Source organism: Streptomyces sp. NPDC107454, from assembly GCF_055582885.1.
Map to the genome: position 1 here is coordinate 285,702 of NZ_JBVJPA010000009.1, position 26,925 is coordinate 312,626.

A 26,925-nucleotide genomic window follows, 5' to 3' on the forward strand; every position below is an offset into this window, starting at 1 on the left:
TCAATCGCCCCGTGCGTTCAGGACGCACTGACGAGGCGGTCCAAGGAGTCGGCGAGGACGGGGGTGAGGGCCGCGGCGTAAGCCTCGGAGAGGTGGCTTTCGTCGCGGTAGACGGCGGTGTCGGCGACGACGACGGGGCAGACGCCCGTGCGGATCGCGCAGACCCAGGGCCGGGGGTCGATGACCGTGGTGCCGGTCTCGGCGGCGGCGTTGCGGATGGCGGACTGGCGGGTCGCATCGTGGATCGCGTCCGGCAGGTGGTTCGCGCAGGCGTGCAGTTGCAGGGAGTTGTCGGCGGCGCAGTCGATCGGGTCCCCCTTGGGCCACGGGGTGTCGAGCAGGGCGGCCACGTGGGCGCCGGAGGTGGCGAGGTCCCGGAAGGTGTCCTCGAAGCCCGTGGTCCACTGCCGCAGGGTGTCGTCGGCGGGCTCGGCGGGGTCGCCCGCGTCCGAGGAGGAGACGACCACCAGGGCGGGGTGAAGGGCGTTGATCCTCGCCACGACGTTGGAACGCCAGGTGTCGCAGGCCGTGTAGGGCTTGTGGCGGTTGATGATGGTCACGCCGGCGACCTTGCAGGAGGCCTTCGTCAGTGAGACCAGCTTCCATCCGCGCTCGGTCGCCAGACCCTGCAGAGCCGGGAACCACTGGGCCGCGTGGGAGTCGCCGAAGAGCACGACGGTCCGGGAGGACGCGCGGTTGCCGTAGACGCACGGCGGATTCCTCGTGCTGTCGTAGTCGACATGGCAGCCGTCCCGGTAGACCGCGGACCGGGAGGACTTCACCTTCGGCAGGGCCGGGGTGAGGTTGTTCGGCAGGCTGCCGGAGGACGCGGCCAGGAGCTCGGCCAGCCGCGCCTGCGGGTCCGGCGCACCGGCCAGCTCCTGCGCCAGTACGGGCGCGGGGCCGCCGACTTCGATCGTCGGCGGGACCGCCGCCGCCGTCAGCGCCAGCACCGTCGCCCCCGCCGACAGCCCGACGCCGAGCGCCAGCGCCCGGTTCGGCCGTTCCCGGAACGCCCGGTGGAAGCGGACCGGGTTCTCGACGAGACGCAGCGTCAGCCAGGCCAGGCCCAGGGCGACCGCGCACAGCCCGAGCGCGAGCGGTACTCCGGCGGCGCCGTCCGTACGGCCCAGCGCCACCGGGGCTACGACCAGTAGCGGCCAGTGCCACAGGTACCAGCCGTACGAGAGCCCGCCCAGCCACACCATCGGCCGCCGTCCGAGCAGCCACCCCGCGCCGTGCGAGGCGGGCGCGCAGCCGCCGGCCAGGACGAGCGCGGCGCCGAGGACGGGCAGAAGAGCGTGGTAGCCCGGGAAGGGCGTCCCGTCGTCGTACCAGACCGCCGCCAGCGCGACGCAGGCCAGGCCGAGCCAGGTCAGCGGGGCCGCGAGGGCTGCGGGCAGCCGTTCCAGCCGGGCCGTGGCCAGCGCCACCAGCGCGCCGGCGCCGAGCTCCCAGCCCCGGGTGGGGGAGCCGAAGTACGCCCAGGGCGCCGAGGAGTTCGTCACCAGGACGCTGACCACGAACGACCCCAGGCACAGCGCCCCGAGCACCAGCGCGATCAGCCGGCGCCGGCCGCGGGCGGCCCGCCAGCTGAGCAGCAGGAGCAGCGGCCATACCAGGTAGAACTGCTCCTCCACGGCGAGCGACCAGAAGTGCTGGAACGGCGAAGGCGGACTGTTCTGGGCGAGATAGTCCGTACCGGCCGCCGCCAGCCGGAAGTTGACCGCGTACAGCGCGCTGCCGAGGGCGTCACCCGCGTACTCGGCGAGCCGCGCCTTCGACAGGAACAGCCATGACCCGGCCAGCGTGACCGCGATGACCAGGGACGACGCGGGCAGCAGCCGCAGCGCACGGCGGGCGTAGAAGGTGCGGACCGACAAGCGACCGGTGGTGGCGAGTTCGCGCAGCAGCAGGGACGTGATGAGGAAGCCGGAGATCACGAAGAAGACGTCGACCCCGACGTATCCGCCGCTGACCTGTCGCACCCCGGCGTGGGAGAGCACCACGAGCGTGACGGCCACCGCACGCAGCCCCTGGATGTCCAACCTCAACGAGTGGCCTCCGGGTGGTGCGGTTCTGCCGCCCGCTGGGATGGTACGGACCTCGGCGGGTGTGGTGCTCGGCATCAGGCGCAACTCCTTGGGGACTGACATGGATTGATTCCGTACTGTCCGGCCGCCGCCCGGAGTTCGGGTGAACAACGCCTCAACTTCACGAGAATCCCCGGCGTGACGAGAATTCCCGGCGCGCCCGTGCGGATTCCGCTGGTCGGAGGGCCGGCCCGGGCATGACGATGTCGGGCGGTCGAATGGGGGAGAGGAGGTAATCCGTTCGAGCGTCGCGGTCCGCCACCTGTCCGTGGCGATGGTGGCGGCGGGCCGGCTCCCGCACGATCTCCCCGGGGGATTCCTGGAATTCGTGCTCGAGTGAGGGACGTCTTGTCGACCGATTCAGCGACGGCGACCGACCATGCCGCCGTTCGTGCAATGCCGCTGGGTGAGGCGCTGGACGGCGCGCCGATGTCCCGGTTCCATGTCCGGTTCTGGCTGCTGGCGGGACTGGGCATCCTGCTGGACGGCTTCGACTTCTTCATCATCGGGGTGGCCAATCCGCTGGTCGCCAAGGACTTAGCGGTCGGCTCCGCGCTGCAGGGACTGATCTCGGCTGCCGCGATCGTCGGTGCGATGTGCGGCGCCGCGCTGCTGGGGCCGTTGGGGGACCGGATCGGCCGTAGCCGGATCTTCCGGCTTGACCTGTGGATGTTCGTCGTCTTCTCGGTGCTGTGCACCCTCGCCTGGGACCCCTGGTCGCTGGCGGCGTTCAGATTCGCTCTGGGGCTGGCGGTCGGTCTCGACTATCCCATCGCCGCCGGTTACCTCGCCGAGATCCTGCCGTCCAAGAACCGCGGGCGGTGGTTGGTGGGCGCGTTCAGTCTGCAGGCGGCAGGGATCCTGCTCGGCGCGGTGGTCGGCGTCGTGGTCCTCAACGTCCGGCCGGAGGTCGACTCCTGGCGGATCATGCTGGGGTTCGGCGTGCTGCCCGCCCTCCTGATCATCTGGCTGAGGCGCGCGGTGCCGGAGAGTCCGCGCTGGCTCGCCCAGAACGGACGCGAGGAGGAGGCCCGCGAGATCGGTCGGGCACTCGTCGGTCTACCCGTGACGGTGACCGGTGCCGACCGGGAACGCCTGGAGGCTCCCCCGGAGGGGTTCCGTGCGTTCCTCCAGCCGCAGCTGTTCTCCCGACGGTGGAGGCGGCGCACGATCTTCACCGCGGTGCCCTGGTTCCTGATGGACATCGCCACCTACGGCGTGGGCATCTTCACCCCCACCCTGCTGGCCTCGTTCGCACTGGCCGGTGCCAACAGCACGTTCATCGCCGATGACATCGCCTCCACCAAGGGCACCGCCGTGCTGGACGTCTTCCTGGTCATCGGCTTCTGGCTGGCCATCGTGCTGGTCGACCGGGTCGGCCGGGTGCCGCTGCAACTGACCGGATTCGGTGTCATGGCCATCGCGTTGTGCATTCTGGCCTGGAGCGCCCAACTGCCGGGCGGACCGCAGGCCCACCTTTCCATGGTCGTGGTCGGGTTCGCCCTGTTCAACACCCTCATGAACCTGGGCCCCAACTCCACCACCTTCACGCTGCCCGCCGAGGTGTTCCCCTCCGAAATGCGAGCCGCCGGCCACGGCTTCGCCACCGGGTGCGGCAAGTTGGGCGCGGCCCTGGGCACCTTCCTGTTCCCGGTGCTCCTGGCGCGGCTCGGCGAGAGCCTGTTGCTCTACGGGGTGGCGATCACCAGCGCGCTCGGCTTCCTGGTGACCTACCTCTTCCGCATCGAACCGCGTGGACGGTCGTTGCAGGAGCTGTCGGGAGTCGATGCCGCCGCACTCGCGCCCCGTATCGCCCCTCCGTGACCCGTCGGCGTCACCGGTCGCGCTCAGGGTTGCCAAGCGGACTGGCGGTCCGTATGCTCCATGGCATGCGGACTGTCGGTCCGCTTTCATTCGGGTGTCCCACGGCGGGGAACCGTCATCACTGGATATCGCGCTTCTCGTGACGAGTGGCCGTACCCCACAGGCTGGGATCGCCGTGCCTTCGAGCAGAACGGAAACCTTGATCATGGCAATACCGATGACGGCCGCGGAGCTGTACCGCCACGGCCTGCGACTGCTGGTGGAGAAGGACATCCCCGGCTGGGTGGACCTGTGGGACGAGGCCGGCGTCCTCGAGTTCCCCTTCGCGCCCCAGGGCTGGCCGGAGCGGCTGGAGGGCCGACAGGCCATCGGGGACTACATGCGCCACTACCCCGACCACGTGGACCTCCACGACTTCCCCGACCTGACGATCCACCAGACCACCGTCCCCGAGACGATCGTGGTGGAGATGCGCGGAGTCGGCCGCTTGGTCGAGACCGACAGCCCCTTCGACATGACCTACATCGCCGTGGTCACGGTCAGGGGCGGACGCATCACCTCCTACCGCGACTACTGGAACCCCCTCGCCGTTCAGCTGCCCGGCGCCGACTTCGTAGGAGCCAACTGATGAACGCCCCCAGCGCCACCTTGGTCATCGGGGCCACCGGCACCACCGGTAGCCGTGTCGTCGCCGGGCTGGTCGCCGAGGGCCACCGCGTCAAGGCGGCCGGCCGAAGCGCCACCCCGGTGGAGCGCGCGGAGGCTGTCCGCTTCGACTGGAACGAGCCCGCGACCTTCGGTGAGGCCCTCGACGGCGTCGACCGCGTCTACCTCATCCCGCCGATCGGCTCCTCGGACCCGGCCGCGGTCATGCTGCCCTTCCTCCGTCAGGCCCGGTCGGCAGGCGTGCATCGCGCGGTGCTGCTCAGCTCGTCGGCGATCCCCGCGGGCGGTCCTGCGGTGGGACAGGTCCACCAGGCCCTGCCCGGCCTGTTCGAGCAGTGGGCGGTGCTGCGGCCGTCCTGGTTCATGCAGAACTTCGCCGGCTCCACTCCCCACGCGCGCAGCATCCGCGAGGACGGCGCCATCCTGACGGCTACGGGAGACGGCCGCGTCGGGTTCGTCGACGCGGAGGACATCGCCGCCGTCGCCGTACGTGCCCTGACCGACGAGCAGGCCCCCAACGCCGACCTGATCCTGACCGGGCCGCAGGCGCTGAGCTACGACGCCGTCGCCGCGACCATCACCGAGGTCACCGGTCGGCCCGTCGTGCACCGGCATCTGACGTTCGACCAGCTGCGCGACCGCTGGGCGGCGGAGATACCGCTGGAGTTCGCCACCATGCTGGCGGGCATGGACCGTGCCATCGCCGAGGGCGCGGAGGACCGTACCTCGGACACCGTCCAGCGCCTCACCGGCCGTCCCCCGGGCACGTTCCACGCCTTCGCCGAACGTGAGTTGTCATGAAACAGCTGATGTTCGATGACGATCCGCCCTCTTGGTTCGAGACCCTGCGCAACCTGAATCTCCCCGCCTACGTCAGCTCGGACGTCGGCGAAGTCATCGCCACCGCCGAACGCCTGGAGGCCGAGGTACGCGGAAGCCGCCCCGTCAGCGCACGCGACGGACTGCCGCGCGCCTCCAGCTACTGCCGGGCGACCGAGTTCGTTCTCCACGGCGACATCGAGGACCCGTGCATCGACCACGCGTACGAGCGCGGCGTCTCCTGCCTCAGCGACGCCATCGCCCACTTCCCCAACGTCACGGCCGCGTACGAGCCGAGCCCGCAGCCGAGCACGACGAGGAAATGACCGCCTGATCGCCGACGCCCGGACGTGGAGCGCGATCCTGCGCTGGGCCTTGGACCACAGAAGATCACCTATTTCTACTCCACCGGCGAGGAATCCGATCCGCGCAATCTGCGGCGGCGCCCACTGCCGCCCCTGTGTGCGGGAGGCGCGGCCGGGCGTGAGCCGCCACTCACGCGAACCCACCGCATATCATTCCCGGGGGCCGGGACAGGCCGAAGACCAAGGAGGCCCCGTGGCCCAGCGCACAGAACGCGCGGACGCCCTGCGCAACCGAGAAGCCGTCCTGGCTGCCGCCGACGCCCTCTTCGCGGCCAGCAGCAGCCCCCACAGCGTGTCGATGGACGACATCGCCGCGGCCGCGGGTGTCGGCAAGGGCACCCTCTTCCGCCGCTTCGGCGACCGCGCAGGCCTGATCGGCGCTGTGATCGCCTCCCGCCTCGACCCCCTGCAGCAAGCCGTGCGGGAAGCGCAGGACGCAGCCGGATCCTCGTCGCGGCAGCGGGTGCTGGACCTCCTCGATGCCTCCCTGCGCTTCAAGATCGAGAACCGGAACCTGATGACGGCCGCGGAGGACGCCGGGCTCAGCAGTCCCTACCAGGCCGAGCACTACGGCTGGTGGCACGAAACCCTCCGTGCGGCACTGGAACAGGTACCCGGCGTCCACAACGCGGATTTCACGGCCCACGCCCTGCTGGCCGCCATCCGCGCCGACCTCGTGGCGCACCTGATCGACGTTGAGAAGACGACGCCCGAAGACCTGCGCTCCTCGCTCGCGGCCTACATCGACAGCGCTCTCGGCGCCAGTTCCGATCAGCCAGGCACGCGCAACGACGCATGAGTGACTACTCCCCGGGCCCGAGGTCCCTGCCGACGGTGTCCGCCGAGCCGAGCAGGTCCCGTCCGTCCTGCCGCACCGCGTGAAGTGCCGGGTGCGTAGTGACGTACGTGCCCAGTGACTGCCCGGTCAACGCGAGCGGACGGCCGTAAGGGGGCTGCCGAAGCGCGGTACCCGCAACGTCCCCCCGGCTATGGACAGTTCTCCCTCGGTCGGCCTCGACGTCTGGGTACACCCTCGAAGCGAGTGGGTGACTTTCTGCGTCAGAGAACTGTCGGCGGACGTGGGCGTCAACGAGCCCGTCAAGCTGCGCTCGCCGCCGTGTGAAGCGCGATGTCAGCCCGAAGCCTCGTTCAAAAGGGCGCGCGCCTTGCGTTCGACCAGGACCGGAACGAAGTCGCGCACGGGCCGCTCACTGAAGGCGGCGTGAGCCGTGGCTACAGCCGCCTCGACCTGCTCGGGCGTACGCGTCTCGGCGTAGGTGCTCGTGAGACGTTCGACGACTCCGCGGATAGCGTCTTCCTCGCGTGTCTCGACAGCCACGACGTCCCCTGCCCGAAAGATGTGCTCCTCAGCTCCCGCTGGAGTTGTCACGCGGAAGCACCATGTCGTGGTGATCATTACACCTGGCCGTCGGCGTATCGCGGGAAACCGGCCACGACTGATGGGCCTGAAGAGCGAGGCTCACCAGGGTCAGCAGCAGATCCATGTCCGTCTCGACTTCGAGGCGTATCGTCACCCAGCGCGAACCGGGCACCAAACGGACCGCGGTCGCGCCCCTGAGGTGGTCTTCGAAACGCCGGATGGCACGGGCGGTGAGGTGCAGGTCAACGTCTTGGTCTGTATGGAAGTGGACGATCTCGTCCTGGGCCGAGCGCAGCGCCCGCCCCGTGCCACAGCTTGGCGGTGTCTCCGTGAGGTCCGGCCAACTCGCCAGTCGCGCCATGGCGCGCAGGGCCAACGTCATGTACCCATCATGCCCAGCTCACCACGAAGTCACCATGACTTGAGGAAGCCGTAACTGACACGCATCGCCTGAATGTCCTGATACCGGCTCGCAGGCAGGCGGGGCTTCTACGGCGCCTCGGTCCCCGGCGACCGAGAGGTGGAAGTCCTCCAGCCCGAGACGCTCACGCCCCGAGCCAGGAGGTGGTCAGGGCCTGTACGGCCGAGCCGTCGGCGTCGGCCAGCTTGACGGCGGTGAAGCCGGCCGCGGACTCGGAGCTCTGGTAGCGGAACCGGGGCTCGGCGGCGGTCAGCGCGCCCACGACGGTCTCCGCGCACTCCCGGGCCGACTGCGCCGCGGAGAACGCCTGCTGGGTGCGGGCCAGATAGCCGTTGATCACCGACTGGTAGTCCCCGGCCCCGGCGACCAGGGCCTCGACATCCCGGTCGGCCCGCACGTTCGCGACGAACTCGGTGGCCACCGCGCCGGGCTCGATCACGCTCACCGCGACACCGAGCTTGCCGACGACCGGGGCGAGACTCTCCATCCAGCCCTCGACCGCGAACTTGGCCGCGCAATAGGCCTCGTTGAACGGCTGGCCGACCACGCCGCCGACGCTGGTGACCGTGATCAGGCGCCCCTCGGCAGCGCGAAGGCGCGGCAGGGCGGCCTTGGTGACCTGGACGACACCGAAGAAGTTGACGTCCATGACGTCGCGGACGTCGTCGACGCTCTCCAGCTCGATGGTGCCGAGGTGTCCGGCCCCGGCGTTGTTGACCAGCGCGTCCAGTCGTCCGTGGTCGGCGATCACACCGTCGACGCAGGCCCTGACCGAGTCCGGATCCGTCACGTCGAGCTGTCGGACGTCGGCGTCGGGCAGCCGCTCGAGCAGCGCCGCGGCCTTGGCGGTGTTCCGCATGGTCGCGATGACCTCGTAGCCCGCCTTTGCGGCGAGTACGGCGGTTTCCAGACCGATGCCGGTCGACGTGCCGGTGACGAGGGCGATCTTCATGATGAACCTCCATGGATGCGTGTACACACACATATTAGGGTTGTGTGTGCGTGCACGCAAATTGGTAGACTCACCTGGTGACGGACATCAGGCTCAAGCAGGCAGAACTGCCTGTCGAGGACCAGGCGTACTACCGCCTCGTAGGGGTGAGCAGTGCCCTCACCTCACGCGCGAGCGCCCGGCTGGAGGAGGACTTCCGCCTGCCGGCCTCCTGGTTCGAGGTGCTGCTCTGGCTCTACCACCAGGACGGGCCGCTGTCGGCCACCGATCTCGGCTCCTGTGCGTTGATCAGCCGAAGCCAGGTCTCTCGGGTGATCGACGCCCTCCAGGCCCGCGAACTGGTCACCCGCGCCCCCTCGGCCACCGACGCCAGGTCCGTCGAGGTGACCATCACACCGCAGGGCCGCGACCTCTTCGAGCGCGCGGACGCCGCCCGTCGCGAAACCCTGTCTCCGGTCCTGGCGGACAGGCTGGACGCGGCCGAGCTCGCAGAACTGGCCCGCATTCTCCTCAAGCTCAAGGGCTGACGGCGGTATCGGCCGACGCCACCCCGGTGCATGTCCGAGGGCGTACCGGGACCGGACCGCCGGACACCGGCCGTTCAGCCCGAGGTGTCAATGCCGGTCAGCGCCGGGGCGAGCCACGCCAGCTGGTCCACGCCGACCGAGAAGTCGGTGCCGACCTGCGACAGCAGCGTCACGTGATCCGCGCCGGCGGCCAGGCGCTCGCGCACCTTGGCCGCGATCGCGGCCGGATCGCCGTGGGCGACGACCGAGTCCACCAGCCGGTCGCTCACCTCGGCGATCTCCTCGTCCGAGTACCCCAGCCGGGCCAGGCCGACGGCGTACGACGGCTGGCCGAGGCCGGCCGACACCCGCTCCCGCGCGATCGCCCGCGCCCGGTCGCTGTCGGGGACCACGGAGAGTCCCACGACCAGTAGCTTGTCCGGGCCGAGCACCGGCCGGGCCTGCGCGGTGAACTCGGGAGGCTGTACGGCGGGCAGCGCTCCGTCGGTGATCTCGCCGGCCAGCGCCAGCATCTTCGGACCGTTCGCGGCGATGATCCGGGGAACGGCGGGGTCGGGTGCGGGCGGCTGGGTCGGGGTGGCCATCCGTTCCACGTAGTCGCGCACGGTGGCCAGCGGGCCGCCGAACTCCTGGCCTACGTCGGCCGCCTGCTGCGGGTGGCCGACCCCCAGGCCGAGCACGAACCGGCCGGGACAGGCCTGGGCCAGTACGGCCGCCGCGCCGTGCATGGTCTGCGGTTGCCGGGCCCAGATGTCGGCGATGCTGGTGCCGAACGCCAGCCGCTCCGTCGCGGACAGCAGCACGGCCAACTGGACGAGGGCATCCTTGCCGCCGACGACCTCGTTGGTCCACACGGCGTGGTGGCCGGCGCGTTCCAGGCGGTGGACGGCCTTGCGTTGGAGATCGATGGACAGGGGGGTGGTGAAGGAGACCGGCAGGGTCACGCCGACCGGCCCCAGGGCCCGGCGGGCCGCGTCGATCACGGTAGTGGTCCCCGTGGACCCCACGAATGTCCTCCTCGGATGACCGGCCGACGCCGCGCACGACGGTGTCCGACCGGTGATTCCACTGTGTGACCCCAGCCCACTCCAGGTCCAATGAATGTTTCGCCATACGCATCCCGATGTGCGCAACACCGCAGTTCGCGGCGGCCATTGGGGCATACGCCGATCCCCGAGCGGCTAACCCTGCCGGTGTGCCCGACTCGCCACCACCTGCCCAGGACCTCGACCTGAAGCCGGTGCGGTGCTTCACCGTCGTCGCCGAGCACCGGCACTTCGGTCGCGCGGCCGCCGCCCTGCACCTCACCGCGTCATCGCTGAGCCGGCAGATCAGTCGTCTCGAACAGCTGGTGGGCGCCCAACTGCACTACAGGCGGAATGCGGAGCACGACTCACGGTGCGCTGGGAGCCTGGGCGATGTCCACCACGACCTTGTCTGCCGCGGTGCCCTGTTCGACCGCCGCGTGTGCGTCGGCGACGGAGTCGAGGGTGAAGGTGCGTGGGTCGAGCCGTGGCTTGAGGGAGCCCGCTTCGACGAGGGTGGTGGCCTCGCGCATGATCTCGCCGTGGTGTGCGCGGTGGTTGCCGGTGAGCATGGGCATCAGGGTGAACACACCGGAGTAGGTGGCGCCCCGGAAGGAGAGGGGAGCGAGGGCGTGGGTGCCCCAGCCGAGTGCGCTGACGACGTGGCCGGTGTACGTGCGCACGGCGGTGAAGGAGGCGTCGAGCACGGGACCGCCGACGGTGTCGAAGACGATGTCGAAGCCCTCGCCGCCGGTGTGTTTGCCGACGTACTCCGCCACGGACATCGCGGTGCGGTCGACGGGCGTGGCGCCGAGGCGCGCGACCGTCTCGGCATGGGCGGGGGAGGTGGTGGCGTAGACGTCGGCACCGTGGGCACGGGCGATCTGGATGGCCACGTGTCCGATGCCACCGGCTCCGCCGTGGATGAGGACCTTGTGTCCGGGGCGGACCCGGGCGCGGTCGATCAGGCCCTCCCACGCCGTGATGAAGACCAGAGGCAGTGCGGCGGCTTCACGCAGGGTCAGAGCGGCGGGTTTGACGGCCAGCAACCGGGCGTCGACCGCCGCGTACTGAGCGAGGGAGCCTTGGAGGTCGCCGACCCCGCCGGTGAGTCCGTAGACCTCGTCGCCGACGTCGAATCCGGTGACGTCGGTACCGACTTGTTCGACCACACCGGCGAGATCGAGGCCGAGTACGGCGGGTAGGACGGTCCTGGCGTGTGCGGCCTTGCCCGCCCGGATCTTGATGTCGAGCGGGTTCACTCCGCTGGCCGCGATCTTCACCAGGACCTCGCCCGGGGCGGGGGCGGGCCGGGGGAGGTCTTTGAGTACCAGGGGTGCCCCGAACTGTTCGAGGATCGCTGCGCGCATGGCCCTGCCTTCCTTCCTGGAAGCTGTTCGTGAGTAGGGAGCCGGAGGCGGGGGGGCGTCTCGCGGTCATGGGTGTGCTGGTGGCCTGTTACGGGAGGGCGTCGGCCGTGTCGCGGCAGGTGTGGTCGTCGAGGAGGCGCCGGGCCGCGGATCTGGCCTGATCCACCACCGCGCGGTCCTGGAGCAGCCTTCCGGACGCGAGGGCGCCGTCTATCAGGAGGCCGAGGTGGCGGGCGAGGGAGTCGGGGTCGGCGGCGCCCGCCTCGGTGCTGAGCTGTGTCAGCCAGGTGTGACGGCGCTCGGTGTGCTGCACGGTGATGGCCCGGGCCTCGGAGTCGAGCGCGGTCTCGACGGCGGCACTGACGAAAGGGCAGCCGAAGAAGCCGTGCCGGTCGAAGGCGTCCGTCAGTGCGTCGAAGAGCCCGGTGATCCTGGCCGCCGGGTCGTCGCCCGCCCGCTCGGCGGCCGCCTCCAGTTGGGCGCGCCAGGATATGTCGGTTCGGCGCAGGTAGGCCGCGACCAGCTCGTCCTTGGTACGGAAGTGGACGTAGAGGGTGGATTTCGCCACCCCTGAGGCGGCGATCACCTGGTCCACGCCGACGCCCCGTAGGCCGTTCGCGTAGAACAGGTCGGCTGCCGTGTCCAGGATCTTCTCGACCGTGTTCGTCCTTCTCGTGCGCGTCGCCATGTGCGGGCACCTCCCTTAATCGAACAGACTAGTCCGTTCGATTAAGGGAGGCAATGTCGGTCATCGGGATCGACACTCGTTCGCGCCGAACGTTTCGGAGTACCGTTCCACCGGCCCGCCGCGGGTCTACGGCCCCGAGTCGGGCCTGACCGCCCGATGCCCCGCTCGATATCCACTTCGACCGATATGATGCGTTTTGTGATCATGTCCGGATGGCTGCGGCGCCGTCGTTCCCTCGGCGGTGGTTGGTGGGAAGCTGCCCCGCTGTCACCGGTCGTCCTCACTCTGCTCATCACCTGCCTGGCGTTCTCCACACCCAGGGAGATCGCCGTCAGCCGACTTCTGCCCGCCGCCCCTGCCCTCGCCGCCGCGATGTGGCCCGTACTCCCCACGATCCTGCTGGGCGCGCTCTGCCTGCTGGTCATGATCGGTCTCAGCTTCGTCTACACCGACCTGGGCACGCAGTACACCGCGGCGGCGATCGTCGCGGTCACCCTGGCGGCCGCCTACGCGAGCCATGTCCGACTTCAGCGCGAGGAGGCGCTCTTCCACATCCGCCTCGTCGCCGACGCGGCCCAGAAGGTACTGCTGCGCCCTCTGCCACGCCGCATGGACGACGTAGAGATCGAGTCGCTGTATCTGGCGGCCCAACAACAGGCCCGGATCGGCGGCGACTTCTATGAAGCCGCCGCCACGTCGTACGGGGTCCGACTGCTCATCGGCGACGTACGCGGCAAGGGCCTGTCCGCGGTGGGGGCGGCCTCGGCGGTGATCAGCTGCTTCAGGGAGGCCGCGTACGACGAGCCCGACCTGAGAGGCGTCGTCCATCGTCTGGAGATCAGCATCAACCGCTACAGCGTCGCGTTCCCGGCGCCGGACCTGCCGGAGCGCTTCGCCACCGCTCTCCTCGTCGAGATCCCGCACGGCGGCGGCCACGTCAGACTTCTCAACTGTGGGCACCCGCCGCCGTTGCTCGCGCATCGCGGGAAGATCCGCGTCCTGGATCCCACCGCTCCCTCGCCGCCTCTGCACCTCGCGTCGCTCATCGGAGACCATTACTGCGTCGACACCGTCGACTTCACCCCGGGCGACCAGCTACTGCTCTACACCGACGGTGTATCGGAGACCCGGGGCCGCACCGGCGAGTTCTTCCCGCTCCCGGACTGGATGCGGCGGCAGGGCCCGAGGCCGCCCCGTGAGCTGCTCGACCGGCTCCACCAGGACCTGCTTCACTACAGCGGCGGCAGGCTCAACGACGACATCGCGGCCCTCGCGGTGAGGCGTCCGAGCACCCAGGCACCGGAGTACCCGGTGTAGGTGGCCGGATGCCGTGGCCGGGGCCCGCGGTCGGATCCGCGGTGCGGCGCGGGCGGTGACGCAACGAAGTCGGCCAAGGCTCGTTGATCACCGCATGAAGAACGTCATCATGCGGCGGCAGTTGCGCGCCCTGGCCACGGTTGCCGCCCTGACGCTGGGAGTCGCGGGCGCGGGAAGCGCACCGGCAAGCCCGGCGACTCGGAGTTGCCCCACTGCGGAGATCTTCGCCACCGACAACACCGCGATCATCACGGATTCGGCCGACTCCCGGCTCAACACCCGCCTGACGCACTTCGACCACGAGGTGCGCGAGATCATCCGCACCAACGGTGCCAGACCCGGCTCCTCGACCCTGCTCGACGGCGTCTTCTGGTCCGGCGACCTGAAGAAAGCCACCTACGAGCGTTCACGCGAGTTCGATGTCGACCAGGTGGGCCGCGCCGGGCTCCACCACATCGCCGGCGTCGTGGCCAAGCAGTACCACCAGGATTCGGTGCTCACGTTCCGCTGCCTGCCACGCACCTCGCCGGACACCGACGCGGTCGAGATCCAGGCCCCCGGCGTCAGTCGGACCCGTCTGCATGACGCGCTGCTCGCGGACGCGGAGGCCCGCGACCGGCTCGGCGGCTGCTCGGTCACCCTGGACGGGCGGCTCATCCTCGTCGCCCCACTCGCCGACCTGCCGGTGGCCCAGAGGTTCACGGCCGAACTCGGCGTCGACTGGAACCGAGCCGAGGTGCGCTACGGGGACGAGGAGTTCGTGAGCTGAAGCTGTGTCCCCGCCCGGCTGAACGTCCCGCGCGTCGGCCGGACGCACGACAGGGAGCGAAGGTTTTGGCGTCAGCAACGGCAAGGGGCGGTATCCGTCGGCCCTCCGTCGCGCACTCAGTGCGCGGGCCATGGACACCGCCCCGACGGTCACCGCTACAGCCGTGTCCGATGGGTCGCGTGCTCCCACAGTCGCGACCCTCCTGCACCCGTGTCAGCCATCACGGGGCGCAGGCTTGGACGGCGAAGCCGGTCGGCCTGAGGCGGAACACCTCACGAGGCCATCAGCTCCCGCACCCGCGGGGCCACCTTGGCGCCGAAGAGCTCGATGGTGGTCATGAGTGTCTCGTGCGGCAGACCGTTCATCCCGTACTTGAGGTCGAAGCGGCTCGCGTCGAGTTCCCGGAGGGTGGTGGCGATCTTCTGTGCCACGGTCTCCGGTGATCCGACGAACAGCCCGCCGCCGGGACCGACATCGCTCATGAAGTGCGCGAATGCCGGGACGCGGAATCCTCGCTGCCGGGCCATCATGCGCATGGTCTTCTCGTAGTACGGCCAGAACTCCTCCACCGCCTGCGCGTCGGTCGCGGCCACATGCCCCGGACTGTGCACGCCGACCGGCACATCGGGTCGGCCGAACTTCTCCAGCGCCTGGCGGAAGAGCTGCGAGAAGGGGGCGAACCGCGCGGTCGGACCGCTGATGATCGCGAGCATCAGCGGAAATCCGTAGCGTGCGGCACGGACGACGGACTGAGGATTTCCGCCGACGCCGATCCAGGTGGGGATCGCCCCGGACTCGCTGTGCGGGTAGACGGGCTGGTTCACCAGTGCCGGCCGGGTGCTGCCGGACCAGGAGACGGGCTTCTCCTTGCGCAGTTCGGCGAAGAGGCCGACCTTCTCCTCGAAGAGGGTGTCGTAGTCGCCGAGGTCGTAGCCGAACAGCGGGAAGGACTCCGTGCTCGAGCCCCGGCCGAGAATCACCTCGGCACGGCCGTCGGACACGGCGTCGAGGGTCGCGTACCGCTGGTAGACCCGAACGGGATCGTCCGAGCTGATCACGGTGACACCGGATCCCAGACGTATGCGCGAAGTACGCGACGCGATCGCCCCGAGCACCACGTCCGCCGCCGAGAGCGGCATCCAGTCGACGTGGTGCTCACCGATGGCGAAGTGGTCGAGTCCGGCCTCATCGGCGAGGACACCCTCCGCCACCAGGTTACGGATCGTCTCGCCGTGCGAGAGCGGTCGGCCCTGGGCGTCGTCGGTCACGTCGCCGAACGTGTCCAGCCCAAGCGTGATCGGGTGCCCACCCGCGGAGGAGGCAGCACGTTCTGACATCGGCGGATTTCTCATTTCCCGTAACGGTCGAACGGTGGCTCAGGACCCGCACCCCGCACCGGTGTCGGGCACCGGCGCGAGGCACGGTTGGGCGGCGCCCCGTGATTCCTCGCGTCAGGCGGAGCGCAGCGGAGCGAGAGCGTTGCTCCACGCCACGACCTGGTCGAGGGTGGCGGTGACGGCGGCACGGTGGCTGTCGGCCGGCTTGAAGGCGCTGAAGTTCTCGAAGTCGGTGAACAGGGACAGCGCCACCTGGGAGCGGACGTCCGCCATCTGCAGTTCACCGGCGATCAGGCGCAGGTGCTCGACGGCGCGGACGCCGCCGGTGGAGCCGTAACTGACGAAGCCGACGGCCTTGTTGGCCCATTCGGCCGCCAGGAAGTCGATGGCGTTCTTCAGCGCGCCGGGCACCGAGTGGTTGTACTCGGGGGTCACGATGACGAAGCCGTCGAACGAGGCGATCTTCGCGGCCCACTGCTGCGTGTGCGGCTGGCTGTACTGGCCCATCGCCGGCGGGTAGGCCTCATCCAGCAGCGGCAGCTTGTAGTCCACGAGGTCGACGAGCTCGTACTGCGCGTCGGTGCGCTGTGTGGCCAGCTCATGCACCCAGTGGGCGACGGCCTCGCCGTTGCGTCCGGGGCGCGTGCTGCCGAGGATGATGCCGATCCTGGTCATGGTGTGCACCTTCGTTTGTATGTGTGCTTGTCGAGTCAAGTAAATGTATGAGTGCTTGCCGTGTCAAGGAGATAGGGTGTGAGGCATGCCCCACGACGAACAGCCCCTGCGCCCCATGGACCGGACCGAGGAAGCGCTCGTGCGCGCTCTGGCCCACGTCATGATGGCGCTGCCTCGACTGGTGGACGCGGACATGGTCGGCGACGGAGGGCTGCCCCTTTCCGAGTACACCCCGCTCATGTTCCTGTCCGAGGCGCCCCACCGCCGGATGCGGATGAGCGAGCTCGCCACCGCCTGCAATCTCTCGCTCAGCGGGATGACGCGTGTCGTCAACCGCCTCGAGAAGCAGGGATTCGTCCAACGAGCCAAGTGCCAGGAAGACCTGCGCGGTTGGAACGCCGTCCTCACCGACGACGGCCTCGCCCGCCTCCAGGAGGCCTGGCCCGCCCACCTGGCCAGCATCCGACGGCACGTTCTCGACAACCTCGCCGGCCATGACCTCGCCGCACTCACCGCCGCACTCGAACGCGTGGCGACGACATCCTGACCGGGTGGCGGTCGCCGCCTCAGCGCTCCAGGACCAGGGCCAGGCCCTGCCCGACGCCGATGCACAGCGCGGCCAGGCCCGTGCCCGAGCCGGCTTCCGCGAGCTGATGGGCAACCGCTCCGGTGATACGAGCACCGGAGGCGCCGAGGGGATGCCCGAGGGCGACGGCGCCGCCCTTCGGGTTGAGGAGGTCGGGGTCGAGTTCCGGCAGGGCGGCGAGACAGCCCAGCGCCTGGGCGGCGTATGCCTCGTTGAGCTCGACGGTGTGCAGGGCGTCGAAGGTGCGGCCCGCCTTCGTCAGGGCCTTGCGGATGGCGTCGACCGGGCCGAGACCGAAGTACTGCGGCTCGATGCCCGTCACGGCACTGGCGCGGATCCTGGCCAGCGGCTCACGGCCCGTCTCGGCCAGCCCGGCCTCGTCGACCAGCAGCAGGGCCGCCGCGCCGTCGTTGAGGGGCGAGGCGTTGCCGGCCGTGACCGTGCCGCCCGCACGGAAGACCGGCTTGAGGCGGGCCAGCGCCTCGAGTGAGGTGTCGTCCCGGATCCCCTCGTCGCGGGGCAGGTCCACACTCTCGACGGGGACCACCTCGGCGTCGTACGCACCGCCCTTCCACGCCCGGGCGGCCTTCTCGTGGCTGGCGAGCGCGAAGGCGTCCTGGGCCTCGCGGGTGATGCCGTACTTGTCGGCGATCAGCTCGGCGCTCTCGCCGAGCGGGATGGTCCACGCGTCGGGCATCCGCGGGTTGACCATCCGCCAGCCGAGGGTGGTGGAGTACAGCTCCTGGTTGCCGACCGGGTAGGCGCGCTCCGGTTTGGGCATGACCCACGGGGCGCGGCTCATGGACTCCACTCCGCCGGCCACGGCGACGCAGGCGTCGCCGAGCGCCACCGCGCGGGCGGCCTGGACGACCGCCTCCATCCCCGAGCCGCACAACCGGTTGACGGTGGTTCCGGGGACCGTCACGGGAAGACCGGCCAGCAGCACGGCCATACGGGCGACGTCCCGGTTGTCCTCCCCGGCGCCGTTGGCGTTTCCGAAGAACACGTCACCGATGAGGGACGGGTCCAGGGCGGGACTGCGGCGGAGCAGTTCACGTACGACTCCGGCGGCGAGGTCGTCCGGGCGCACGGCGGACAGGGCACCGCCGTATCGGCCGATCGGGGTGCGGACGGCGTCGACGACGTAGACGTCTCGCAGGCGCTCGTTCATCGGGACTCCTTGTGGTGGGGGGACCTAGGAAGGGGGGAGTACTGAATCGGGGTCAGCCGATGGGGTCCGGTACGCGCACGGGCGCGGCGGTGCGGCTGACCATCTCGTCCGTGCTGACGCCGGGAGCGGTCTCCACGAGGACGAGTCCGTCCTCGGTGACGTCCAGTACGCCGAGGTCGGTGATGACCCGGTCGACGCAGGCCACTCCGGTGAGGGGCAGGGTGCACGCGGCGACGAGCTTCGCACTGCCGTCCTTGGCGCAGTGGTCCATGACGACGACGACTCGGCGGGCGCCGTGGATGAGGTCCATCGCACCGCCCATGCCCTTCACCATCTTGCCCGGGATCATCCAGTTGGCGAGATCTCCGGTGGCGGAGACCTGCATGGCTCCCAGAATGGCGGTGTCGATGTGACCGCCCCTGATCATGCCGAAGGACAACGCGGAGTCGAAGAAGCTCGCACCGGGCAGTACGGTGACCGTCTCCTTGCCCGCGTTGATCAGGTCGGGGTCCACGTCCTCCTCGGCCGGGTACGGCCCGACGCCGAGGACCCCGTTCTCCGACTGGAGCACCACGTGCACTCCTTCGGACACGTGCTCAGGCACCAGCGTGGGCAGTCCGATGCCGAGGTTGACGTAGTCGCCGTCCCGGATCTCCGCCGCCGCACGTGCGGCCATCTCGTTCCTGGTCCATGGCATCAGTGCCGCACCGTCCCTCGTGCCGACGGCGCTGAGACAGTGCGCCGTTCGATGTGTTTGTCCGCGGCCTGCTCCGGCGTCAGTTCCACCACACGCTGGACGAACACGCCGGGGAGATGGATCTCGTCCGGGTCGAGCTCGCCGGGCTCGGCCAGCTGCTCGACCTCGGCGATTGTGACGCGGCCGGCCATCGCGGCGAGCGGGTTGAAGTTACGGGCCGAGCGGTGGAAGACGAGATTGCCGTGGCGGTCGCCCCTGGCCGCCCGCACCAGTGCGAAGTCGGTGGTGATGCCGTGCTCGAGCACATGACGCCGGCCGTCGAACTCGCGGACCTCCTTGGGAGGTGAGGTGACGGCCACGGTGCCGTCGGAGGCGTAGCGCCAGGGCAGGCCGCCCTCGGCGACCTGGGTACCGACACCGGCGGGCGTGAAGAAGGCGGGGATGCCGCATCCCCCGGCGCGCAGGCGCTCGGCGAGCGTGCCCTGCGGCGTCAGTTCGACCAGCAGCTCACCGGAGAGGTACTGGCGGGCGAACTCCTTGTTGTCGCCGACGTACGAGCCGGTGACGCGGGCTATGCGACCGGCGGCGAGCAGGATGCCCAGGCCGCCGCCGTCCACGCCGCAGTTGTTGGAGACCACGCTCAGCCCGGTCACACCGGTCGCGTGCAGCGCGCGGATCAGCACGTCGGGGACGCCGCTGAGGCCGAAGCCGCCCACGGCGAGGGACGCTCCGTCCATGACGCCGGCCAGTGCCTCCTCGGCCGTGGCAATCACCTTGTCCATGTGCACTGCGCTCCGTTCCGGTCCGGCAGACTCGCCCCGAGTGGTGTCTGCCTCTGTTCGGGTTTCCGTGTAGGGGTGTGAGTGTGTGGCTGTACGCCGTTGCCGCGTCGCGGTCGTCAACGGTGCAGTACGGTCCTCAGGGCTTCGAGCAGCTCGCCGTATGCCGCGGAGTCGGCGTCCGGCGCCGAGGAGGCCCGCCAGGCGATGTGTCCGTCCGGGCGGACGAGCAGGCACCCGTCCTCGGCCACCTCCGATGTCCGGCGCCACTCGCCGTAGGCGTCGCGGCTGTCCTCGGCGCCGATGCGGACGCACTTCAGGGGAATCCCCAGAGCCTCGGCGCAGTCGGCCGCGGCCGACTCCCACACGCCACCGGACAGGCCGGTGATCAGCGTGAGGGTGCCCTTGCCGACGACGTCCAGCGTGGACAGGCGGTGGCCGTTGCCGTCGACGAGCCAGGCGTGCGGGAGTTTCGCGCCGGGGCGGGTCGTCGGCCGGTGGAAGAGCTCCGGATCCCGGGCCCATTCCTCGGCGGCGCCGGTGTCCTGGACGACCGCGGAGGAGTCGTAGCGCTGGTTCATCTCTACGCCATGGGCGTTGAACTCGTAGTTCTTGAGCTGAATGGCCTCTTCCAGCGCCTGTCGTCGCTTGGTGCCCTCGGCCGTCCCGCTGCGGCACGCGGCGAGACCGTCGACGATGTCCTCCTCCTCGCTGTACTCGTCGAGTCCCAGTGCCTGGAAGATCGGGCCGAACTGGTCACGGCTGAGGTTGGCGCGATCGACGATCTGCCGGCCGACCGGTGCCCGCTCCGCGGTGTACGTGTCGAGGAGCCCCGGGCCGGCCTGCCCGCGGATGACCATGGCGAGCTTCCAGGCGAGGTTGTACGAGTCCTGGATCGAGGTGTTGGAACCGAGGCCGTTGGACGGCGGGTGCCGGTGCACCGCGTCCCCTGCGCAGAAGACCCGCCCGGACGAATACGTCGTGGCATAGCTGTGATTGACCGTCCACAGCGAGCTCGACGTGATCTCGACGGGAATGTCGCGGTCGCCGATGAGGTCGTGGACGATGTCACGGGCGGTCGCCTCGTCCATGTGGGGCGGGGGCTGATCGATGTCGTATCCCCACACCAGCAGCCATTCGTTCCACGGCCGCACCATGCGCACCAGCCCCATGCCGATGCCGCCCATGTGGGCGCCGGGACGCATCACCCAGTACAGAACGCTCGGGCGGTGGGCCACGTGCCGGGACAGGTCGGCCTTGAAGACGATGTTCATGCTGCCGGCCTTGCCGCTCTGCCCGTCGATCGGCAGTCCGATCTGCTCCGCCACCCCGCTGCGGCCGCCGTCCGCGCCGATCAGGTAGCGGGCTCGCACGGTGAACTCGTCGCCCCGCACCCGGTCCCGGAGCCGGGCGGTGACGCCGTCGGCGTCCTGTTCCAGGCTGAGGAACTCCGTGTCGAAGCGGATCTTGGCTCCTCGCGCCGCGGCGTTCTTCACCAGGATCGGTTCCAGAAGGGTCTGCGGAAGGTCGATCATCTGCGCGGGGCTGGCGGCACCGTACTCGGTCGCCGCGTGCGGGCCGGTGCCCCAGCTGCGGATCCGGCCGATCTCCTCGCCGGCCAGGGCGGTGCACAGCACGGTGTCGCCCATGAGTTCGGCGGGGCTGCCGGCCGCGGCTGCTTCGCCGTCCACGCCGAGGTCGCGCAGTACCTCCATCGTGCGCTGGTTGGTGATGTGCGCACGGGGGGTGTCGGCCAGCCAGCCGTACTTGGTGACGAGCAGCGTGCGAATGCCGTACGTGGCCAGGAGCAGGGCCGCGGATCCACCGGCGGGGCCACTGCCGACCACGAGGACGTCGGTGTCGTAAGTGTGGGTCGAGTTCATGAGACTGCTCCAGGTCAGTGTGCGGGGCCGTCGGCCAGGCGGGCGATGCGGAAGGTGAACTGCAGGCTGCGCCACTCCCCGTCGACGGCACGGCCGTCCGGGGTCGGTCCGACCCGGGGGGTGAAATCCACGATCAGGCCCTCCTTGACGCCGAACACGGTGTCGGAGTCGATGTAGTGGCCGCCCTTCACGAACAGCTGGGTGATCAGGCGCTGGTGGCCGGCGGCGGAGATCATGAAGTGCAGGTGGGGCGCACGGTAGGGATGACGTTCGACGGCTTGGAGCAGCTGTCCCACCGGTCCGTCGTCCGGGATCGGGTACTCGGCCGGCAGGATCGTCCAGAAGCGCAGGCGTCCCTGCTCGTCGGTGCGCAGGCGGCCGCGCAGCACCGGTCCGTCGAACTCGGGCAGCTGGACGTCGTAGAAACCGTCCTTGTTGGCCTGCCAGACGTCAGTGACGACATCCGGCACGGGCCGTCCGTCCGTATCGGTGATGAGGATGTCCGCCCACAGGGGGGTGCCGGCCACCCCCTGTGAGATGTCGCCGCCCTGTACGGTTTCCGGCGGCCCGTCCGTGTAGAAGGGGCCGAGGACCGCTGACGGTGTGGTCTGCGGGGTGCGTGAATGAGTGAGCAGGTCGACGACGCTGGAGACCCCGAGCGTGTCGGACAGCAGCACGAACTCCTGGCGGGTGCTGGTGGAGATCTGTCCGGTACGGGTCAGGAAGTCGATGGCCCGCTCCCACTCGGATTCGGTGACGTCATTGCTTGTCACGAAGTGGTGCAGGTGCCGTACGAGGTCACTGATCAGCTGCCTGCCCCGCGGATCGGGTGCGTCTGCGAAGCTCTCCACCACCTGGGCGGTCAGGCGCTCCACGTCCGAAGCCGCTCCGTGCGCCTCGGGGGCCGACAGCCCAGGGGTTCGCGGAGCAGGAGTCGGCGTCGCGGGAACCGTGGGACGGCGGCCCTGCCAGGCATCGCGCAACAGGCTCACGATTCCCGTGGGCGTCAGCTCACGGGGGTTGGGGTACGGCGTGGCGACCGCCAGCCGCGCGGCGTGCGGCAGATCCGTCTCCGCCATGCCCAGCTCACGCAGCGAGGTGGGGCCCCCGAGCGAGGTGATCAGGTCGAACATCCCGCTCGGAGCGTCCGGCACGCCGAGTGCGTCGGCGATGCGACTCATGGCGTCCCCGGCGGCCGGGGCGTTGTAGGCCATCGCGTGCGGCAGGATCACGGTGTGCGTCGCGGCGTGCGCCAAGTCGAACGCACCCCCGAGCGTGTGGCACAGCTTGTGATGCAGGCCCATACCGACGGAGCCGAGGCAGGTACCGGCCAGCCACGCGGCATGCAGGAGGTCGGCGCGTGCCGCGGTGTCGGACGGCTCAGCCGCGAGCGCCGGCAGGGAGCGGGCGCTCCGCGCGATCGCGTCGAGAGCCATGGCGTCGATGACGGGGTTCGCCTGTGGCGCGTACAGGGCTTCCACGGCGTGGGCCATGGCGTTGACCGCGCTGGTGACCGACAGGCCCACCGGCAGGCCGAGGGTGAACTCGACGTCGTAGACGACGGTCTCGGGCAGGATCGCGGGGGAGGCCACCGTGGTCTTGCGTCCGTCCTGTGTCTCGCCGAGGACGGGGGTGACTTCGGAACCCGCGTAGGTGGTGGGAAGGATCAGCTGCGGCAGATCGGTGCGGAGCGCGAGTGCCTTGGCCAGCCCCGTGGTGGAACCGCCACCGACAGCCACCAGGCAGTCGGCGGAGTGTTTCCGCAGGACGTCGAGGGCCCGCTCGGTCACGTCGACCGGAGTGTGCATGGTGGCACCGTCGAACTCCGCCACGGTGACGTCACCGAGGACATCACGGACCCGGGCGGCGGCCTTGGCCACCGACGGAGTGGACAGGAGGAGGACTCGGGAACAGCCGAGTCGCTCGACCTCCTCGCGGACCTGGCTGACCGTTCCGGTGCCGGAGACGATCCGCGAGGGATGGGAGGTGTACACGAAATTCCTCATGGGGGTCCGCCTTCGCGTTGCCGTGGGTCCCTGAATTTCTGACACCGAGTGTGGGGACGGCGGGCGCTCGGACTCCTGCACGTTTCGCGCGTGTTTCTGCAGGATCGGCGCGGTGCGGTGGCTCTGGCGGGGGCACGCGGCGGATGCGGCGCCTGTGGTGCGCCGGAGGAAAGGGGCGGGCGGGACGGGCCGGGGCGGGCCGTGGAGCGCGGCGTCAGCCCGCGCGTCGGACCGCGGCGGGGGTCGTGCCGAGCTTGGCCCGCATCACGCGCGTCAGGTGTTCCTGATGCGAGAAACCGCAGTGGACGGCCACGTCGGGGATGGGCAGGACCGTGGTGCGCAGCATCCGGCGCGCGTGGTCCAGCCGCAGTTGCAAGAGGAACTGGTGCGGAGATTTTCCGGTGCTCGTCCTGAACTGCCGACTGAACTGGCTCGCGCTCAGCCCAGTGGCGGCGGCCAGGTCGGAGACGCGCAGTGGGTCGGAGATGTGCTGATCCATCAACTCCCGTGCGGACACGAGCTGTTGAGTGGTCAGTCCCGACATCGCGCCGGCCGGGGCGGGAGGCCGACCGGCCGTGTGCGCGTGGGCGAGCTGGGCGGCGAGCATGCCGACGAGGCGATCGACGTAGGTGCGCGCGGAGGGTTCCCACTGCCGCACGGCGCCGTCCAGGGCCAGCATGACCTGCTCGATCAGGGGATCCGAGCTGCCAAGTTCCTCGGCGAGTTCCACTGCCCCACGGCCGCCGTGCGCTTCCTGGAGGGCCGAGTCGCTGAGATAGAGGTGGACCGTGTCGAGGCCGCCCTGGAGTTCGACATCCAGTGCGCGACCTGCCGGATGGACAAAGAGCCCCCCCGCCGGAATCCGCTGGGCCCGCATCGACCGGCCGGACCGGCGTCGGACGGTCACCGGGCCACTGAGGTGAAGGATCAGCAGATGGGTGGGGGCACTGTCGAAGGTCGAGTGGTACGGCGCTTCCCGCTGGGTGGACAGATACGCGTGCTCCCAGCCCAGGCCCGAGCTCGTCCGGTCCGGGGCGACCCATGCCTGGCGCAGGATGCCACCGGTGTCGAGGAGGCCCAGCTCAGACATCGTTCCATCCCCGATCTCGGCGGTGGTGCCCATGCGAGCCTCCCATACGGTCGGCGATCAGGTCCATATTGTTGAGTGCTAAATCATTGCCGGATATTCCCGCCGGGGAGGCGGAGGGGTGGGGTGGGGTCGGTCGGCGGGACGTCGGCGAATGGTCAGGTCGGGCGGGCCGGGTCCGGAACCCACCCCGCTACCGGCGTGGGCGGCCGGACCGGGCCCACCGATGGCGACCCCGTCGGAGGCGCGTCCGCCCGCGACGGCACGGTCGTGGGGTGGTTGTGTGGACGCTGCCCGTGTCGTCCCGGGTGGAACCTGGCCTGCCGGGACGCCGAGGAGGCTTTCGGTTCAGGGGCTCGGCGAGTCGGTGGCTCGGCGGTTCAGGGGCTCAGCGGCTCGGTCCCGGGTTGCCCTGCGGGCGGCCGGCCGCCTCCACGGCTTTCGCCGTGACGTCGGTCGCGGCGCGCGCGGCCCTTCCAGTCACCCGCCAGGCCACCATGCGCAGCGCGGTGGCCGGAGCGGGCGGGAAGACGCCGAGCTGGCCGAGCATGGTCATGTCGTCGCGCACCGCTTCGTGCCCGACCACTTTGCCGTCGCGGAGTTCGAGCACGTGGATCTGTTCGAAGTCGATGTCACGCCCGGTGGGCGGTATGGCCTGGTCTGGAGCGCCGTCACGGAAGCGGACGAAGGGACCTGTGTGGCGGCCCTGCATGCGAAGCCGTACCCAGACCTGTTCGTCGTTGCGGGCGATACCGAGGACAGGGAAGGTCAGGTCGCTGAAGGCGAAGCGCATCCACGCGCCGGAGGCAAGGACTCCCGCCGGTCCGGGAAGTGCGCAGGCCGTGGGTGACACGGCGGCCTCGCGGTTGTGGAAGTCCTCGTGCACCACCTCTGCGGCCAGTGCCGGATCGCCTGTCTCGAGGACCCGGAAGAGTCCGTGAGCCAGGTCCGTGGCATCCATGCCCATTGCGTTGATCCTTTTCGACGGGTGTGCGATCTGGGGGTGACGCCGCCCGGTCCGAGGGGGACGGGGTGCGGTCGTGGCCGGGGCCGAGTGTGAGGGCGGCCGGCGGATATTGAGGTTATAGCACGCCTAATGAATTCACGCCTTAGGATGACGCCATGCCGTCCAAGCGCCGCTATGTCTCCCCGCTGCGCGAGCAGGCCGCCGCACGGACGCGGGCATTGATCCTCGGTCAGGCCACGGAACTGTTCGCCGAGCGCGGCTACGGTCGCGTGACCGTCGCCGACATCGCTTCAGCGGCCGGCGTCGCCTCGAAGACCGTGTTCGCGAGTGTCGGGAGCAAGAGCGACATCCTGAACCGGATCGTCGACCAGGGTGTGATCGCTTCTGGTTACGAGCAGGCCATGGAGGACCTGCTCGCCCTGCGGACACCGGAGTCGGTCCTGAAAGCCCTGGCCCATGGCACGCGGATGGGCAACGAGGGGCAGTTCGCCGTGCATGAAGCGATCCGCAAGGCGCTGCCCGTGCATGAGAACGGCGAGGCCCTGTGGGAGCGCGCGACCGCGACGTACCGGGACGCGCTGCGCGCGACCGCTCGGCACCTGCACCACCTGACTCCGCCGCCCTCCCACTCGGTGCAGGAGACGGCCGACCTTCTCTGGTACTGGTTCGGTCCCACCGGCTGGCGAACGCTCGTGGTGGAGAACGGCTGGTCATGGGAGCGCGCCGAGGAAGTTCTCTACCGCACTTCGGTCGCTACCCTTCACTGACACCGTTCACCGAAAGCCGCCTGCGCGACGGCGCTGGTCCGGACGTCGCTCGACAGCTCCACGCACGCTCAGGACTCATTCCGGCGGCTGAAGCTGTGCCACGCACCGCGATGCCGTGTCGGTCTCTACGGCCGTTCGACGAACCGGACGCGGGAGTGACCGGTCGCTCATGCCGTACGGATGGGTTCGTCGAGGTGCGATCAGCGGCAGACTTTGGAAAGGTCCCGGCTGTGGGTCGGGGCAATCCGCAGGTCCGGAAGGGAGATCGAGATGGCACGAGTTCTCTACACGGCGGAGGCGACCGTGACCGGCGGCCGTGCGAACGGCCACGGGCGCACCCATGACGGAGTCCTGGACGTCCAGCTCCGCGCGCCGAAGGAGATGGGTGGCGAGGGGGGTGGCACGAACCCCGAACAGCTCTTCGCGGTGGGTTATGCGGCCTGCTTCGAGGGCGCACTCGGCGTGGTGGGCCGTCGCGAAAGGGTCGAAACCGGCGACGCTTCGATCGATAGCCGGGTCAGCCTCCTGCCCACCGAGGATCGTGGTTTCGCACTTGCCGTGGAGCTCCACGTGACCCTGCCGCAGATCTCGGATCCCGAGCAGGCAGCGCAGATCGTCGCGGCCGCACATCAGGTGTGTCCCTACTCGAACGCCACCCGGGGCAATATCGACGTCACCTTGACCGCCAACGGTCACGAGGTCGCCCCGGGCGTCGGCGACTGAGTCGGCCCGGCCCGGCTCACTCCCGGCGGG

The 26,925-nt window shown here is 69.9% G+C and carries 27 protein-coding genes and 1 pseudogene; 12 read left to right on the forward strand and 16 right to left on the reverse strand.

Translation table 11 applies throughout. The features are described from left to right. Positions 1-17 precede the first annotated feature (17 nt). Complete coding sequence (locus tag ACZ69M_RS24640; protein ID WP_470052883.1) at positions 18-2,129, reverse strand: acyltransferase family protein; 2,112 nt, start codon at positions 2,127-2,129, stop codon at positions 18-20. Between the two features lie 360 nt (positions 2,130-2,489). Between ACZ69M_RS24640 and ACZ69M_RS24645 the strand changes: the two genes are divergently transcribed. The 5 genes from ACZ69M_RS24645 (at position 2,490) to ACZ69M_RS24665 (ending at position 6,566) form a co-directional block, all read left to right on the forward strand. Further along, entirely contained in the window at positions 2,490-3,917 is a 1,428-nt protein-coding gene (locus ACZ69M_RS24645) for an MFS transporter (protein WP_470052885.1), read from the forward strand. Positions 3,918-4,122: 205 nt separating this feature from the next. Continuing rightward, positions 4,123-4,545, forward strand: coding sequence for a nuclear transport factor 2 family protein (locus ACZ69M_RS24650; protein WP_470052887.1), 423 nt, complete (start codon positions 4,123-4,125; stop codon positions 4,543-4,545). Further along, positions 4,545-5,384: an NmrA family NAD(P)-binding protein gene (locus ACZ69M_RS24655; RefSeq protein WP_470052889.1), complete on the forward strand. Its 840-nt coding sequence runs from the start codon at positions 4,545-4,547 to the stop codon at positions 5,382-5,384. The genes ACZ69M_RS24650 and ACZ69M_RS24655 overlap by 1 nt, the downstream gene beginning before the upstream one ends. After that, complete coding sequence (locus tag ACZ69M_RS24660; RefSeq protein ID WP_470052891.1) at positions 5,381-5,728, forward strand: hypothetical protein; 348 nt, start codon at positions 5,381-5,383, stop codon at positions 5,726-5,728. The genes ACZ69M_RS24655 and ACZ69M_RS24660 overlap by 4 nt, the downstream gene beginning before the upstream one ends. A 232-nt stretch (positions 5,729-5,960) precedes the next feature. After that, positions 5,961-6,566, forward strand: a complete 606-nt coding sequence (locus tag ACZ69M_RS24665) for a TetR/AcrR family transcriptional regulator (RefSeq protein ID WP_470052893.1) — start codon at positions 5,961-5,963, stop codon at positions 6,564-6,566. Between the two features lie 333 nt (positions 6,567-6,899). On the opposite strand, the gene ACZ69M_RS24670 is transcribed toward ACZ69M_RS24665, so the two are convergent. The 3 genes from ACZ69M_RS24670 to ACZ69M_RS24680 all read right to left on the reverse strand — a co-directional run bounded on the left by ACZ69M_RS24670 (position 6,900) and on the right by ACZ69M_RS24680 (position 8,521). Then, on the reverse strand, positions 6,900-7,106 hold the full coding sequence (locus ACZ69M_RS24670; RefSeq protein ID WP_470052895.1) for a three-helix bundle dimerization domain-containing protein: 207 nt from the start codon (positions 7,104-7,106) through the stop codon (positions 6,900-6,902). A 28-nt stretch (positions 7,107-7,134) separates the two neighbouring features. Further along, positions 7,135-7,530, reverse strand: coding sequence for a luciferase domain-containing protein (locus tag ACZ69M_RS24675; RefSeq protein ID WP_470052897.1), 396 nt, complete (start codon positions 7,528-7,530; stop codon positions 7,135-7,137). Between the two features lie 163 nt (positions 7,531-7,693). Further along, positions 7,694-8,521 carry an SDR family NAD(P)-dependent oxidoreductase gene (locus ACZ69M_RS24680; protein ID WP_470052899.1) on the reverse strand — a complete coding sequence of 276 codons (828 nt, stop codon included), beginning with the start codon at positions 8,519-8,521 and terminating at the stop codon, positions 7,694-7,696. A 77-nt stretch (positions 8,522-8,598) separates the two neighbouring features. On the opposite strand from ACZ69M_RS24680, the gene ACZ69M_RS24685 reads away from it, so the two are divergent. Then, complete coding sequence (locus ACZ69M_RS24685) at positions 8,599-9,048, forward strand: MarR family winged helix-turn-helix transcriptional regulator (protein ID WP_470052901.1); 450 nt, start codon at positions 8,599-8,601, stop codon at positions 9,046-9,048. A 74-nt stretch (positions 9,049-9,122) separates the two neighbouring features. On the opposite strand, the gene ACZ69M_RS24690 is transcribed toward ACZ69M_RS24685, so the two are convergent. Continuing rightward, complete coding sequence (locus ACZ69M_RS24690) at positions 9,123-10,055, reverse strand: TIGR03620 family F420-dependent LLM class oxidoreductase (RefSeq protein WP_470052903.1); 933 nt, start codon at positions 10,053-10,055, stop codon at positions 9,123-9,125. Between the two features lie 188 nt (positions 10,056-10,243). On the opposite strand from ACZ69M_RS24690, the pseudogene ACZ69M_RS24695 reads away from it, so the two are divergent. Next, positions 10,244-10,414 (forward strand): annotated as a pseudogene (locus ACZ69M_RS24695) (helix-turn-helix domain-containing protein); the annotation flags it as partial. 27 nt (positions 10,415-10,441) lie between these two features. Here the strand turns inward: ACZ69M_RS24695 and ACZ69M_RS24700 are convergent. Continuing rightward, a complete protein-coding gene (locus ACZ69M_RS24700) occupies positions 10,442-11,443 on the reverse strand; it encodes a zinc-dependent alcohol dehydrogenase family protein (protein ID WP_470052905.1) in 1,002 nt (333 codons plus the stop codon). Between the two features lie 88 nt (positions 11,444-11,531). Beyond that, positions 11,532-12,131 (reverse strand): TetR/AcrR family transcriptional regulator, encoded by a 600-nt coding sequence (locus tag ACZ69M_RS24705; RefSeq protein ID WP_470052907.1) that lies wholly within the window; start codon positions 12,129-12,131, stop codon positions 11,532-11,534. Positions 12,132-12,329: 198 nt separating this feature from the next. Between ACZ69M_RS24705 and ACZ69M_RS24710 the strand changes: the two genes are divergently transcribed. Together ACZ69M_RS24710 and ACZ69M_RS24715 are read left to right on the forward strand one after the other, a co-directional pair. Continuing rightward, on the forward strand, positions 12,330-13,448 hold the full coding sequence (locus ACZ69M_RS24710; RefSeq protein WP_470052909.1) for a PP2C family protein-serine/threonine phosphatase: 1,119 nt from the start codon (positions 12,330-12,332) through the stop codon (positions 13,446-13,448). A 94-nt stretch (positions 13,449-13,542) separates the two neighbouring features. Next, positions 13,543-14,217, forward strand: a complete 675-nt coding sequence (locus tag ACZ69M_RS24715) for a hypothetical protein (RefSeq protein WP_470052911.1) — start codon at positions 13,543-13,545, stop codon at positions 14,215-14,217. 272 nt (positions 14,218-14,489) lie between these two features. Here the strand turns inward: ACZ69M_RS24715 and ACZ69M_RS24720 are convergent, their stop codons facing one another. Continuing rightward, a complete protein-coding gene (locus ACZ69M_RS24720) occupies positions 14,490-15,554 on the reverse strand; it encodes an LLM class flavin-dependent oxidoreductase (protein ID WP_470052913.1) in 1,065 nt (354 codons plus the stop codon). Positions 15,555-15,668: 114 nt separating this feature from the next. After that, positions 15,669-16,229 carry an NADPH-dependent FMN reductase gene (locus ACZ69M_RS24725; protein WP_470052915.1) on the reverse strand — a complete coding sequence of 187 codons (561 nt, stop codon included), beginning with the start codon at positions 16,227-16,229 and terminating at the stop codon, positions 15,669-15,671. Between the two features lie 85 nt (positions 16,230-16,314). On the opposite strand from ACZ69M_RS24725, the gene ACZ69M_RS24730 reads away from it, so the two are divergent. Then, positions 16,315-16,776: a MarR family winged helix-turn-helix transcriptional regulator gene (locus tag ACZ69M_RS24730; RefSeq protein WP_470052917.1), complete on the forward strand. Its 462-nt coding sequence runs from the start codon at positions 16,315-16,317 to the stop codon at positions 16,774-16,776. Positions 16,777-16,795: 19 nt separating this feature from the next. Here ACZ69M_RS24730 and ACZ69M_RS24735 read toward each other — a convergent pair whose 3' ends face one another. The 7 genes from ACZ69M_RS24735 to ACZ69M_RS24765 form a co-directional block, all read right to left on the reverse strand. Beyond that, the gene (locus tag ACZ69M_RS24735) at positions 16,796-17,986 is read right to left on the reverse strand and encodes a thiolase family protein (protein ID WP_470052919.1); all 1,191 of its coding nucleotides are present in this window, start codon (positions 17,984-17,986) and stop codon (positions 16,796-16,798) included. Between the two features lie 52 nt (positions 17,987-18,038). Further along, entirely contained in the window at positions 18,039-18,683 is a 645-nt protein-coding gene (locus ACZ69M_RS24740; RefSeq protein WP_470052921.1) for a CoA transferase subunit B, read from the reverse strand. Further along, positions 18,683-19,465 (reverse strand): CoA transferase subunit A, encoded by a 783-nt coding sequence (locus ACZ69M_RS24745; protein ID WP_470052923.1) that lies wholly within the window; start codon positions 19,463-19,465, stop codon positions 18,683-18,685. The genes ACZ69M_RS24740 and ACZ69M_RS24745 overlap by 1 nt, the downstream gene beginning before the upstream one ends. 116 nt (positions 19,466-19,581) lie before the next feature. Continuing rightward, the gene (locus tag ACZ69M_RS24750; protein ID WP_470052925.1) at positions 19,582-21,345 is read right to left on the reverse strand and encodes an FAD-dependent oxidoreductase; all 1,764 of its coding nucleotides are present in this window, start codon (positions 21,343-21,345) and stop codon (positions 19,582-19,584) included. 14 nt (positions 21,346-21,359) lie between these two features. Further along, positions 21,360-23,351 carry a maleylacetate reductase and hydroxyquinol 1,2-dioxygenase domain-containing protein gene (locus ACZ69M_RS24755; protein WP_470052927.1) on the reverse strand — a complete coding sequence of 664 codons (1,992 nt, stop codon included), beginning with the start codon at positions 23,349-23,351 and terminating at the stop codon, positions 21,360-21,362. A gap of 214 nt (positions 23,352-23,565) precedes the next feature. Further along, positions 23,566-24,441 carry a helix-turn-helix domain-containing protein gene (locus ACZ69M_RS24760; RefSeq protein ID WP_470052929.1) on the reverse strand — a complete coding sequence of 292 codons (876 nt, stop codon included), beginning with the start codon at positions 24,439-24,441 and terminating at the stop codon, positions 23,566-23,568. A gap of 385 nt (positions 24,442-24,826) precedes the next feature. Further along, on the reverse strand, positions 24,827-25,399 hold the full coding sequence (locus tag ACZ69M_RS24765; protein WP_470052930.1) for an ester cyclase: 573 nt from the start codon (positions 25,397-25,399) through the stop codon (positions 24,827-24,829). 161 nt (positions 25,400-25,560) lie between these two features. On the opposite strand from ACZ69M_RS24765, the gene ACZ69M_RS24770 reads away from it, so the two are divergent. After that, the gene (locus tag ACZ69M_RS24770) at positions 25,561-26,172 is read left to right on the forward strand and encodes a TetR/AcrR family transcriptional regulator (protein WP_470052932.1); all 612 of its coding nucleotides are present in this window, start codon (positions 25,561-25,563) and stop codon (positions 26,170-26,172) included. A gap of 270 nt (positions 26,173-26,442) precedes the next feature. Further along, entirely contained in the window at positions 26,443-26,895 is a 453-nt protein-coding gene (locus ACZ69M_RS24775; RefSeq protein WP_470052934.1) for an organic hydroperoxide resistance protein, read from the forward strand. Positions 26,896-26,925 lie beyond the last annotated feature (30 nt).

Bases quoted from the DNA above. Each gene is read 5' to 3' on its own strand.
- ACZ69M_RS24705 (WP_470052907.1), bottom strand. From the start codon at position 12,131: ATGGCGACGCGCACGAGAAGGACGAACACGGTCGAGAAGATCCTGGAC.
- ACZ69M_RS24700 (WP_470052905.1), bottom strand. From the start codon at position 11,443: ATGCGCGCAGCGATCCTCGAACAGTTCGGGGCACCCCTGGTACTCAAA.
- ACZ69M_RS24715 (WP_470052911.1), top strand. From the start codon at position 13,543: ATGAAGAACGTCATCATGCGGCGGCAGTTGCGCGCCCTGGCCACGGTT.
- ACZ69M_RS24725 (WP_470052915.1), bottom strand. From the start codon at position 16,229: ATGACCAGGATCGGCATCATCCTCGGCAGCACGCGCCCCGGACGCAAC.
- ACZ69M_RS24735 (WP_470052919.1), bottom strand. From the start codon at position 17,986: ATGAACGAGCGCCTGCGAGACGTCTACGTCGTCGACGCCGTCCGCACC.
- ACZ69M_RS24675 (WP_470052897.1), bottom strand. From the start codon at position 7,530: ATGACGTTGGCCCTGCGCGCCATGGCGCGACTGGCGAGTTGGCCGGAC.
- ACZ69M_RS24720 (WP_470052913.1), bottom strand. From the start codon at position 15,554: ATGTCAGAACGTGCTGCCTCCTCCGCGGGTGGGCACCCGATCACGCTT.
- ACZ69M_RS24650 (WP_470052887.1), top strand. From the start codon at position 4,123: ATGGCAATACCGATGACGGCCGCGGAGCTGTACCGCCACGGCCTGCGA.
- ACZ69M_RS24660 (WP_470052891.1), top strand. From the start codon at position 5,381: ATGAAACAGCTGATGTTCGATGACGATCCGCCCTCTTGGTTCGAGACC.
- ACZ69M_RS24755 (WP_470052927.1), bottom strand. From the start codon at position 23,351: ATGAGGAATTTCGTGTACACCTCCCATCCCTCGCGGATCGTCTCCGGC.
- ACZ69M_RS24645 (WP_470052885.1), top strand. From the start codon at position 2,490: ATGCCGCTGGGTGAGGCGCTGGACGGCGCGCCGATGTCCCGGTTCCAT.
- ACZ69M_RS24745 (WP_470052923.1), bottom strand. From the start codon at position 19,465: ATGGACAAGGTGATTGCCACGGCCGAGGAGGCACTGGCCGGCGTCATG.
- ACZ69M_RS24760 (WP_470052929.1), bottom strand. From the start codon at position 24,441: ATGTCTGAGCTGGGCCTCCTCGACACCGGTGGCATCCTGCGCCAGGCA.
- ACZ69M_RS24730 (WP_470052917.1), top strand. From the start codon at position 16,315: ATGCCCCACGACGAACAGCCCCTGCGCCCCATGGACCGGACCGAGGAA.
- ACZ69M_RS24740 (WP_470052921.1), bottom strand. From the start codon at position 18,683: ATGCCATGGACCAGGAACGAGATGGCCGCACGTGCGGCGGCGGAGATC.
- ACZ69M_RS24750 (WP_470052925.1), bottom strand. From the start codon at position 21,345: ATGAACTCGACCCACACTTACGACACCGACGTCCTCGTGGTCGGCAGT.
- ACZ69M_RS24775 (WP_470052934.1), top strand. From the start codon at position 26,443: ATGGCACGAGTTCTCTACACGGCGGAGGCGACCGTGACCGGCGGCCGT.
- ACZ69M_RS24640 (WP_470052883.1), bottom strand. From the start codon at position 2,129: ATGCCGAGCACCACACCCGCCGAGGTCCGTACCATCCCAGCGGGCGGC.
- ACZ69M_RS24655 (WP_470052889.1), top strand. From the start codon at position 4,545: ATGAACGCCCCCAGCGCCACCTTGGTCATCGGGGCCACCGGCACCACC.
- ACZ69M_RS24765 (WP_470052930.1), bottom strand. From the start codon at position 25,399: ATGGATGCCACGGACCTGGCTCACGGACTCTTCCGGGTCCTCGAGACA.
- ACZ69M_RS24680 (WP_470052899.1), bottom strand. From the start codon at position 8,521: ATGAAGATCGCCCTCGTCACCGGCACGTCGACCGGCATCGGTCTGGAA.
- ACZ69M_RS24770 (WP_470052932.1), top strand. From the start codon at position 25,561: ATGCCGTCCAAGCGCCGCTATGTCTCCCCGCTGCGCGAGCAGGCCGCC.